Below are 9,401 nucleotides of genomic sequence, written 5' to 3' on the forward strand. Positions count from 1 at the left end.
GATTCGAACCCCGGGTACCTCGCAGTACAACGGTTTTCAAGACCGCCGCAATCGACCACTCTGCCACCTCTCCAAAACTTCTTTATCAGAAGTGCTTTTCGTTAAAAGCGGTGCAAAGGTACGAATATATTTTAAACTTACAAGAGTTTTCACAAAAAAAAATCACGAACATCATTTCCAAAGAATAGCAATATCTAGGTATTTTATGTTGAAAAGCATAAAATAGAGCATATTTATGCTGATTATATGAAAAAACGTTGTAACTTTGTGCGCTCTAAAGAAAAGGATAACTACAACCTCTAATTTTATCATTTATGGAATTAAATAAGATCTTTAAAGACGGTCTTTGGAGCACAGAAATCAACGTAAGAGATTTCGTTAGTCACAACATCACTCCGTATTATGGAGATGCTTCTTTCCTCGAAGGACCTACCGAACGCACAAAAGCTGTATGGAACCGCTGCCTCGAAGCACTGGCAGAAGAAAGAGCCAATAACGGAGTACGCTCACTGGATAATGTCACCGTCTCAACCATCACTTCTCATAAAGCCGGATATATCGACAAAGAAAACGAACTGATCGTCGGTCTGCAGACAGACGAACTTCTGAAACGTGCCATCAAGCCTTTCGGAGGTATCAACGTGGTGAGCAAAGCCTGCCATGAAAACGGCGTGGAAGTGGACGACCGCGTAAAAGATATCTTCACTCACTACCGCAAGACGCACAACGACGGAGTATTTGACGTATATACCGAAGAAATCCGCTCGTTCCGTTCTCTGGGATTCCTCACCGGACTTCCTGACAACTATGCCCGCGGACGTATCATCGGCGACTACCGCCGTATGGCTCTCTATGGTATCGACCGATTGATTGAGGCAAAAAAAGAAGATTTGCGTAACCTTACCGGTCCGATGACCGAAGCCCGCATCCGCCTGCGCGAAGAAGTGGCAGAGCAAATCAAAGCATTAAAAGACATGAAGGTAATGGGCGAATACTACGGACTCGACTTGAGCCGTCCTGCCTACACCGCACAAGAAGCAGTACAATGGGTATACATGGCTTACCTTGCTGCCGTAAAAGAACAAGACGGTGCCGCCATGTCACTGGGTAACGTCTCTTCGTTCCTCGACATTTATATGGAATATGAATTGAGCAAAGGAACCATCACAGAATCTTTCGCACAGGAGCTGATCGACCAGTTTGTCATCAAACTGCGTATGGTGCGCCACCTGCGTATGCAATCTTACAACGACATCTTTGCCGGCGACCCGACATGGGTAACCGAATCCCTGGGCGGACGCCTCAACGACGGACGTACCAAGGTGACAAAGACTTCTTTCCGCTTTCTGCAAACACTCTACAACCTCGGCCCTTCACCGGAACCGAACCTGACTGTATTGTGGAGCCCGGAACTGCCGGAAGGATTCAAAGAATTCTGCGCAAAAGTATCTATCGACACTTCTTCCATCCAATATGAAAACGACGACCTGATGCGTGAAGTACGCCAGTCTGACGACTACGGAATCGCATGCTGCGTATCTTATCAGGAAATCGGAAAACAAATCCAATTCTTCGGCGCACGTTGCAACCTGGCAAAAGCCCTGTTGCTTGCCATCAACGGCGGACGTTGCGAAAACACCGGTACGGTAATGGTGAAAAATATCCCCGTACTAACCAGCGACACACTGAACTTCGAAGAAGTAATGAGCAACTACAAGAAGGTATTGACGGAAATCGCCCGTGTTTACAACGAAGCGATGAACATCATCCATTATATGCATGATAAGTATTACTACGAAAAAGCCCAAATGGCTCTTGTAGATACCAACCCACGCATCAACCTTGCTTACGGTGTAGCCGGACTTTCTATCGCCCTCGATTCACTGTCGGCCATCAAATATGCTAAAGTGACTGCACGCCGCAACGACATCGGTCTGACAGAAGGTTTCGATATTCAAGGCGAATTCCCTTGCTTCGGTAATGACAACGACAAGGTAGACCATCTGGGTGTTGACCTGGTCTATTTCTTCAGCGAAGAATTGAAGAAACTTCCGGTTTACAAAAATGCCCGTCCTACTTTATCTTTGCTCACTATCACTTCCAACGTGATGTATGGCAAGAAGACAGGTGCTACTCCCGACGGACGCGCCAAAGGTGTCGCTTTTGCTCCGGGAGCCAACCCTATGCACGGACGTGACAAGAACGGTGCCATCGCCTCTTTGAGTTCCGTAGCGAAATTACGTTACCGCGACTCACAGGACGGTATCAGTAACACTTTCTCCATCGTCCCCAAATCACTGGGAGCTACTGAAGAGGATCGCGTAGAAAATCTGGTGACAATGATGGATGGTTACTTCACCAAAGGCGCTCACCACCTGAACGTGAACGTACTGAACCGTGAAATGCTTTACGACGCCATGGAACATCCGGAAAAATATCCGCAACTTACCATCCGTGTTTCCGGTTATGCCGTAAACTTCGTGAAGTTGAGCCGCGAACATCAATTGGAAGTTATCAGCCGTAGCTTCCACGAACGTATGTAATCAGATCTACTCAATATGACGATAAACGTACATTCATACGAAAGTATGGGAACATTCGACGGGCCGGGCTTACGGCTCGTCGTTTTTCTTCAAGGATGCAATTTCCGCTGCCTGTATTGTGCCAACCCCGACACGATAGCCGGAAAAGGAGGCACACCTACCCCACCGGAAGAAATCGTCCGCATGGCTATGAGCCAACGTCCTTTTTTCGGGAAACGCGGAGGAGTCACTTTCTCCGGAGGAGAACCTACGTTTCAGGCCAAAGCACTAGTCCCTTTAGTGCGTGAACTGAAAGAAAAGGGAATACATGTATGCATAGACAGCAACGGCGGTATCTGGAACGAAGAAGTTGAAGAACTTTTCAAACTGACGGACCTTGTATTGCTGGATATTAAAGAGTTCAATCCGGCACGCCATCAAGCACTGACCGGAAGAAGTAACGAGCAAACCATCCGCACGGCAGCATGGCTGGAAGAAAACGAGAAACCTTTCTGGCTGCGTTATGTATTAGTGCCCGGATACAGCGATTTCGAGGAAGACATCCGCCGTTTAGGAGAAGCTCTGGGAAAATATAAGATGGTGCAACGAGTGGAAATCCTGCCTTATCATACATTAGGCGTACATAAGTATGAAGCGATGGAGCAGGAATACAAGCTGAAAGACGTAAAAGAAAATACCCCCGAACAACTTGAAAAAGCTGCGGAGGTATTTAAAGAGTATTTCACTACTGTGGTGGTCAATTAACCACCACAGTAATAAATAGGATAAAAATCACCATGTCTCTGCTTTCACCTCGAAACAGGGACACTCTTTGATCCGCTCCCAAGGGTCAACAATTCCATTATAATTGGTGTCAGGACTCAAGTCCCGATGACCGACCACCTTTGCATCCGGATAACGCTGCAACAGTTCGCGCACCAGGCGATGCAAAGATTCTTTCTGGCGGGAAGTACGCGTATCCGCTGCCTTTCCGTCCTCATCCAGTCCGCCTTCATAGCACACCCCTAAACTAATCGCATTAAAACCGCGTGCATGAGCACCCACCGTATCTTCATCCCTCATCGGCTCTATCTGTCCCGACTTGCGAATGTAGTAATGATACCCCCAACACGAAAAGCCCCGAAAGCGATGGGCAGTGTCCACATCCTTCGCCGTGAAGTCGCGATCGACACGGGTAGCAGAGCAGTGAATCACAATCAGACTAATCTTTCTCATCGTCCTTCTCCCTTTCCGTCGTTTTCACATTACACACTTCCTTATGGGTAGCATTGAAGCGCACCTCTCTCACAATTCTGTTCCGCTTTCTTTTTCCGAAGAAAGGCACAAGGAACATGATTACATCCAAAATCTTAGTTACAATTTCTTTCATTTGATCTAATATTAAAGTTATCATGCTGCCGGATCCGGAGCTTCTCCGCTTCCACCACCGTCTGAACCGCCACCGGAACCTTTATCATCGTCTTCTCCTTCATTGCCGCTACCGCCCGTTTGAGCCACCGCACGCGTCGTTACCTGCTGGTAGCTAAGAATCTTCGTGATGTCCGCCAACGTCTTTCCGGGACGGAAAATAATATGGGCAGCCGTAATCAGCGAACTTGAAAACTCCTTGACCGACACAGCTCCTTCACTGTTCAACCCGATCTGCAAACTGCCCAAATCACCCAGCCGGACTATTCTTCCCGCTTTCAACGCACGCTTCGCCTCATAAAGAATACCCGAAATGGCGGCACGCACATCTGTCTCCGTACAGGTAGACCGACTGGTGATTCCTTCGCACAACTCTTCAAAATCCAACTCTCCCGAAGCCTGTGCCTGCGCGTAATACTTTGCCGACTCATCCTTTTTGGCAGGATTCTTGCGCGGCACTACTGAATAAGTTACTGTCATTGCCATAATAAAATAATTTTAAGATTTCACACATTTCGAACGCGTTCCTAATTTGTTAACGACATAAAGATAACACATTTTCCATCCTCCGGATTCCCCAACGAAGTTTCCTGATACTCTATGAATAATAATGACGTTATTCTTTTAATAAATCATTAATTTTCAGTAACTTTATAGCATAAACCAAACATCATTCATCATGTATTATCCGGACCAGCCGTTTCTTATCCGCACTTATAAAAAGTCGGAACTAGCTCATCTTTACAACCCCAACGTATGCCTCAAAGTAGCCTTACAAATACTACGTCGTTGGATTGTCTACAACCTTCCGCTCCTGCAAGAACTCGAACAAGAAGGCTATCGTGCCCGCAACCGCCTTCTCTCTCCCCGGCAGGTGGCAACGATCATACGCTATTTGGGAGAACCCTAAGAACTTAATCAAAAAAACGAAAAGTTCCATTCTATTATTTTACAAACAAATTTCTTTGCAACCGCAAATTAAAAAGAACAAACTAACATGGATCATTTTACCATCTTTCAAGACTTTTACCGCGTCATAGCCGAAATGACAGAAGAAGAAATCGTATCGGCCATCAGCAACGGCACATACCGGGAAACGGTGGAGGACGTGCGCCGAATCTTCGCGGAACAAGGCGAGAAAGCAGCCAACGAAAAGAAAATAGAACTACCGGAAATCACCTTTTCAGCCAACTACCGGGGAGGACGTTCAAACGCAACTCTCGTCAAGTATCTGGGATACATCGTAGTAGACATCGACCATCAGACACAGGAAGCATTGGCACGCATCCTCGCACTGGCAAAAAAGTGTGCCCACACCCGCATCGCTTTCATCTAAATCCGGAAAAACCAGACGTGCCGCTTAACAAAAACGATGCGTTTCAAAAAGTACAAAAACGACGCGTACAAGAAAAACGGTGAGCGCGGTCCTATTCAGCATGATCAAAGCCCACCGTTTTTCTTTCACTTGAACCCTCTTTAAATGGCTTTAAAATATCATTTAAAAGCCATTGCAGATTCAAAATAATTTCCTATCTTTATGCAATTGTTAGGCTGCTATACCTGACACCTCATCCGGCTTCGTGTACAGCATCATGTCTGTATATTTAGCTTGATAGTTTACGCTTGCACTAAACTCCACTTTCCTGCATTCCTTGAATGGGCTGCCGACAAATGGGTTTCGGTCCATCCAGTCGCACAGTTCTAAAATGGAGGACTTGTTCGAGGTGAAGTACACGAACGAATGCCCTTTCAGAACGGTTAGTACATCCAGATAGTCAGCCAGACGCCAGAACATCTTGTAAGTACCCACCTCGGTGGAGAGGTACGGCGGATCAACCAGGAACACCACACCCGGAACATCTTTGTAACGTTTGAATACTTCCTTGTAGTCTTCGCTGGTTATAGTCAGTCCTTCCAGATAATCCTTTGCTTCGGGATAGTCTGTCTGCCGAATCCTATTGTAGATGGCTTCTTTCTTCATTCCTTCCAAACTGGTCACATATTTCATGGCGAACAACAAGGATGCGGAAACCGTGATATAATCCACGTAACCGTGCTCTTTTTCTTCCCTCTCAATACGAGCAAACATTTTATCGCGAACCTCCCCGGTTATACGTTTGTTTCTGGGTTCCCCTTCAGCTATCCGACGCAAATCGGATAACAGCACATTGGTGGCCGGGATATTTACAAGTCGGCAGCGGTAGTTGTCGAAGTCATTATACACAACGGTGGCATCAGGCCTGACACATTTGGTAATATGTGACAGCAGGCCCGAGCCGCCAAACAAGTCCACAAACACGGTGCTGTCCGGGAACTGTCCCAGCACCTTGATAAATTCCCTCGCAAACATGCGTTTCTGCCCCACGAAAGGAAGCGGGGCGGACAAATACATCTTTCTCATTTCATTCTGCTTTAAAACGGCCGCAAAGGTCCACAGAATAAACGAAAAACAGCGGGAAACATGAACTGTTCCCGCTGCAAGACATATACAGCAAACTACACGTTCAACCCGAAGCGGACCGTCTCGTCACCGGCGATCAGCGCACGGGTGCCCGGGATATTATTCTCGTAGATATGTACATTGCCCAGATAGAGAGTGATCGACTTCAAGGGAAGTTCTATCTGCCGCGCCATCAGGTACAGGTGGTAAATATCGGAAGGTAGCCCGAGGTTTGCGTCACTGCTGCGCTGGTAGGCGGACAGAACCAGTTCACCGCCATCTAACTGGAACTGTACCAGACTCAAACAGGGTGCCTGGTTGCTCTCGGCACCGGTTTCGCCCAGAAAAAGCACGTAGTTCTTGCTGTTGCGCCTCTCCCGGTTAATTTTCGCTATCAACGGAGGCAGCTTCTCGAAATAGGTCGGGTAACTGTTCACCAGGATGGAGCCGCAATAGTCCCACCAGTTGATGCCGGCCTCCCGGTACTTCTCCACGTTGCGCTCACCCTGCATAAATAACTGCAACTCGCTGCGGAGCTTCTTGCGGGCGATATTATGCCCCTCGAATATGTCAAGCAGGTCCGCCGGTGTCAGTGACAGCTGCTCGTTCAGAAGGTATTGTATATTTCCCTTCTTGTTGGTCTGTGTTTTTCCCGTGGCAAGAATCTTGTCCAGGATACGGTAATACTTGTTCATAGCCATTTCCTCCTTCTAAATTTGAAACACCCTAAAGATAAGGGGAAACGGCACTCCCTACGACATAAAACAACCCGTTCACACTGCAAGCGTCTTGCAGTCGCTCTGGAATCGTTTCACCAAGGCATAAACCTTACGTTCGCTCACCGAATACTTTTCGGACAATACGGCCACAGCATACGAGACTTTTTCACCTTGATCGAGTAGGCGGGTATAGTCCGCGTACAGGTCGATATACCGGGCATCTTCCAGACGGATGCCGGCCGCCTGAAGCCTTTTCAACAGCTCCCGGTTAAAGTTTAATATCTCAATCACTTTCATACAACAAAAAAATTATATCTTTGCATCGCCAATCATTTTTTAGACAACAAAAAAAACGTCAAACCGTGACAGAGGGTATTTGCCCCCGGTCGCGCGGTTTGGCGTTTCATGTTTATAAAAGTGATTGGCGTTACTTTTTAACAGGCCGGGGGCTTTTTTCTTATCCTCCCCCGAAGGATTTATTCCACCCGGTACTTCTCCGGATCAAAAGCGTCTTTCTTCCTCCAGCCGTCAGACAGCGTGTCCTGAACATGCTTCATGGCTTTCGTGTAGAAATCGGTCAGTTCCTCCAGTGTGACGAACTCCCGATATTGGGGAACCTCATCCGTACCGAACTTGAATGTCACGGGAAGCGTAGCACCACCAGTCTGTACGGCCAGATCATACGCTGCCTTATAATTGAACTGGTTTTCACTTGACAGCCATACCGGCATACCTTCATAGAGAAAACCGGAAAGTATCTCACGGTCAATTTGCTCATTACACCAGTCTGTAATGACGGACTTTATAGTATCCATGTGAGGTCTGCCGACAAAGCCTTCCTCCATGTAGGAGGCGGATCCGTCCTCACGTTCCTGTACATCCCAGCGGATGCGCCATCTGTTGCGTGCCGGGCTCACGCACTCGATCAGTTTTATCCCGGATGTTCCTTCTACCCGTTTCATGTAAATATGTATTTAGTTCGACCCTTGCCGAAGGTTTCCGTCTTGATGGTGGTCTCGAACGGGAAGCCGTCGGGCATATCCTTCACTTGCAAGAGGATGTTCTTCATCTCCTCGCTGTTGGTAAAGAACTTTTTCGGTTCACCGTTCATCTCAATGGCCACGATACAGCGGTCCTCGCCCTGTTCGGTCTTGATGCCCGTCTCGAAGTCCTTCACCACAATCGGTAAGTTCACCAGCTCCCGGATGCTTACCACCACCCCGGGAAAACGTTTCTTGCCGTCCTCCGGCTTGTAGGAAACGTTCAAGTCTTTAAATGATCTCATGTCTTTGCCTGTTAATTTTTTAAACAACGTATGACAGTCGGCGTGCTTGGCCATCCCGTAGAACGACGCTATCAGCTCACGCCTCCTCCTTCTCGATTTTACCTCGTGCATTTTTCGGGCGAACTTCTGCTTGATGCGCTTGCGAAGGCGGACATGGTCCGCACCGAAAGTCACATACCCCAGAAAGTCGATGCCCTCGCCCGGCGAGAACACGCGCTCGTTCCCCTTCACCAGGAGACCGGCACACTCCATGCGCCCGTGGACGGCATCACGAATCTTCCACAGTTCCGCTTTCGTTTTACCCAGTACGACGCCGTCATCACAATAGCGGTAGAAATGACGCACGGCATACCTGTCCTTCAGATAATGGTCCAGATACACAGACAAAAGCAAATTGCCCAGCCCCTGCGAGCTGCGCAGGCCGATACTCAGACCTTCAGGCATCAGGCGGATAAAGCTCTCCAGCATGGTCACGAGCTTTGCGTCCTTGAACACCCGGCTGACGCAATACATCACAAAATCCTGCTTCACGCTCTCGTAGAATTTGGTGATGTCAAACTTGTAACAGTAACGTGTACCATCAGGGTCTTCGGCCATGTCACGGCGGACATACGCCAGGAGGTCGTGCATCCCCCGTCTCTTGATACTGGCGGAGGTGGTACGGATGAAACGTTTCCGCAGATGGCGGTCCACCACCGCCATGATGGCATGCACGGCGATGCGGTCCTTCATCGGGATCACCTGAATGCGGCGTAGCTTGCCGCCCTCGATGATCTCGCGTTCACGGTAGTCCTTCACGCGGAAAGTACCGGATGCGATCTGCGCGACCAGCTCCTCCAACACCTCGGGCTTATGCGCGAGCAGATAGCACCCCTGGCGGCTGCGTTTACGCTTGCTGCCGCGAAGGACCTGCCGGAAGGAAGCCTCCATGTTGGAAGGCTCCACGATCTCCTCGATGATATACCCAACCCTGCGCATAAATTACTGTTTATTGCTTTTAATACGGG

12 protein-coding genes and 1 pseudogene are annotated in these 9,401 nt (G+C 48.3%); 5 read left to right on the forward strand and 8 right to left on the reverse strand.

The genetic code is table 11. The features are described from left to right. The 3 genes from KSX81_RS28195 to pflA all read left to right on the forward strand — a co-directional run. The coding region (locus KSX81_RS28195) for a hypothetical protein (RefSeq protein WP_272194595.1) at positions 1-188 on the forward strand (188 nt) is incomplete at its 5' end. 126 nt (positions 189-314) lie between these two features. Further along, the gene (pflB, locus tag KSX81_RS28200; protein WP_004308785.1) at positions 315-2,543 is read left to right on the forward strand and encodes a formate C-acetyltransferase; all 2,229 of its coding nucleotides are present in this window, start codon (positions 315-317) and stop codon (positions 2,541-2,543) included. Positions 2,544-2,558: 15 nt separating this feature from the next. Then, positions 2,559-3,287 (forward strand): pyruvate formate-lyase-activating protein, encoded by a 729-nt coding sequence (gene pflA, locus KSX81_RS28205; RefSeq protein WP_004308786.1) that lies wholly within the window; start codon positions 2,559-2,561, stop codon positions 3,285-3,287. A 27-nt stretch (positions 3,288-3,314) separates the two neighbouring features. Here the strand turns inward: pflA and KSX81_RS28210 are convergent, their stop codons facing one another. From KSX81_RS28210 to KSX81_RS28220, 3 genes are read right to left on the reverse strand one after another with little or no spacing between them, the layout of a single operon-like run. Then, positions 3,315-3,758, reverse strand: a complete 444-nt coding sequence (locus KSX81_RS28210) for an N-acetylmuramoyl-L-alanine amidase (RefSeq protein ID WP_004319684.1) — start codon at positions 3,756-3,758, stop codon at positions 3,315-3,317. Further along, the gene (locus KSX81_RS28215; RefSeq protein ID WP_004302306.1) at positions 3,745-3,936 is read right to left on the reverse strand and encodes a hypothetical protein; all 192 of its coding nucleotides are present in this window, start codon (positions 3,934-3,936) and stop codon (positions 3,745-3,747) included. Before KSX81_RS28215 ends, KSX81_RS28210 begins: the two co-directional genes overlap by 14 nt. Next, a complete protein-coding gene (locus KSX81_RS28220) occupies positions 3,933-4,436 on the reverse strand; it encodes an HU family DNA-binding protein (protein WP_004305836.1) in 504 nt (167 codons plus the stop codon). The genes KSX81_RS28215 and KSX81_RS28220 overlap by 4 nt, the downstream gene beginning before the upstream one ends. 193 nt (positions 4,437-4,629) lie before the next feature. Between KSX81_RS28220 and KSX81_RS28225 the strand changes: the two genes are divergently transcribed. Both KSX81_RS28225 and KSX81_RS28230 read left to right on the forward strand, forming a co-directional pair. Next, a complete protein-coding gene (locus KSX81_RS28225) occupies positions 4,630-4,860 on the forward strand; it encodes a DUF4248 domain-containing protein (protein ID WP_004302304.1) in 231 nt (76 codons plus the stop codon). Positions 4,861-4,947: 87 nt separating this feature from the next. After that, positions 4,948-5,283 (forward strand): annotated as a pseudogene (locus KSX81_RS28230) (BT4734/BF3469 family protein); the annotation flags it as partial. Between the two features lie 213 nt (positions 5,284-5,496). On the opposite strand, the gene KSX81_RS28235 reads toward KSX81_RS28230, so the two are convergent. From KSX81_RS28235 to KSX81_RS28255, 5 genes are all read right to left on the reverse strand, one after another. Continuing rightward, positions 5,497-6,351: a DNA adenine methylase gene (locus KSX81_RS28235; RefSeq protein ID WP_004326018.1), complete on the reverse strand. Its 855-nt coding sequence runs from the start codon at positions 6,349-6,351 to the stop codon at positions 5,497-5,499. Positions 6,352-6,446: 95 nt separating this feature from the next. Then, complete coding sequence (locus tag KSX81_RS28240) at positions 6,447-7,091, reverse strand: thymidylate synthase (RefSeq protein WP_004326020.1); 645 nt, start codon at positions 7,089-7,091, stop codon at positions 6,447-6,449. 72 nt (positions 7,092-7,163) lie between these two features. Then, on the reverse strand, positions 7,164-7,406 hold the full coding sequence (locus KSX81_RS28245; protein WP_004326021.1) for a hypothetical protein: 243 nt from the start codon (positions 7,404-7,406) through the stop codon (positions 7,164-7,166). 179 nt (positions 7,407-7,585) lie between these two features. Further along, on the reverse strand, positions 7,586-8,071 hold the full coding sequence (locus KSX81_RS28250; RefSeq protein WP_004326022.1) for a hypothetical protein: 486 nt from the start codon (positions 8,069-8,071) through the stop codon (positions 7,586-7,588). Next, positions 8,068-9,372 (reverse strand): reverse transcriptase domain-containing protein, encoded by a 1,305-nt coding sequence (locus tag KSX81_RS28255; protein ID WP_217713051.1) that lies wholly within the window; start codon positions 9,370-9,372, stop codon positions 8,068-8,070. Before KSX81_RS28255 ends, KSX81_RS28250 begins: the two co-directional genes overlap by 4 nt. Positions 9,373-9,401 lie beyond the last annotated feature (29 nt).

Source organism: Bacteroides sp. MSK.18.37 (assembly GCF_019129155.2).
In the GTDB taxonomy this organism is placed as follows: domain Bacteria; phylum Bacteroidota; class Bacteroidia; order Bacteroidales; family Bacteroidaceae; genus Bacteroides; species Bacteroides ovatus.

Excerpts from the sequence above, each read along its gene's own strand:
- pflB (WP_004308785.1), top strand. The coding sequence starts at position 315 with ATGGAATTAAATAAGATCTTTAAAGACGGTCTTTGGAGCACAGAAATC.
- KSX81_RS28235 (WP_004326018.1), bottom strand. The coding sequence starts at position 6,351 with ATGAGAAAGATGTATTTGTCCGCCCCGCTTCCTTTCGTGGGGCAGAAA.
- KSX81_RS28255 (WP_217713051.1), bottom strand. The coding sequence starts at position 9,372 with ATGCGCAGGGTTGGGTATATCATCGAGGAGATCGTGGAGCCTTCCAAC.
- KSX81_RS28215 (WP_004302306.1), bottom strand. The coding sequence starts at position 3,936 with ATGATAACTTTAATATTAGATCAAATGAAAGAAATTGTAACTAAGATT.
- KSX81_RS28245 (WP_004326021.1), bottom strand. The coding sequence starts at position 7,406 with ATGAAAGTGATTGAGATATTAAACTTTAACCGGGAGCTGTTGAAAAGG.
- KSX81_RS28240 (WP_004326020.1), bottom strand. The coding sequence starts at position 7,091 with ATGGCTATGAACAAGTATTACCGTATCCTGGACAAGATTCTTGCCACG.
- KSX81_RS28225 (WP_004302304.1), top strand. The coding sequence starts at position 4,630 with ATGTATTATCCGGACCAGCCGTTTCTTATCCGCACTTATAAAAAGTCG.
- KSX81_RS28250 (WP_004326022.1), bottom strand. The coding sequence starts at position 8,071 with ATGAAACGGGTAGAAGGAACATCCGGGATAAAACTGATCGAGTGCGTG.
- KSX81_RS28220 (WP_004305836.1), bottom strand. The coding sequence starts at position 4,436 with ATGGCAATGACAGTAACTTATTCAGTAGTGCCGCGCAAGAATCCTGCC.
- KSX81_RS28210 (WP_004319684.1), bottom strand. The coding sequence starts at position 3,758 with ATGAGAAAGATTAGTCTGATTGTGATTCACTGCTCTGCTACCCGTGTC.
- pflA (WP_004308786.1), top strand. The coding sequence starts at position 2,559 with ATGACGATAAACGTACATTCATACGAAAGTATGGGAACATTCGACGGG.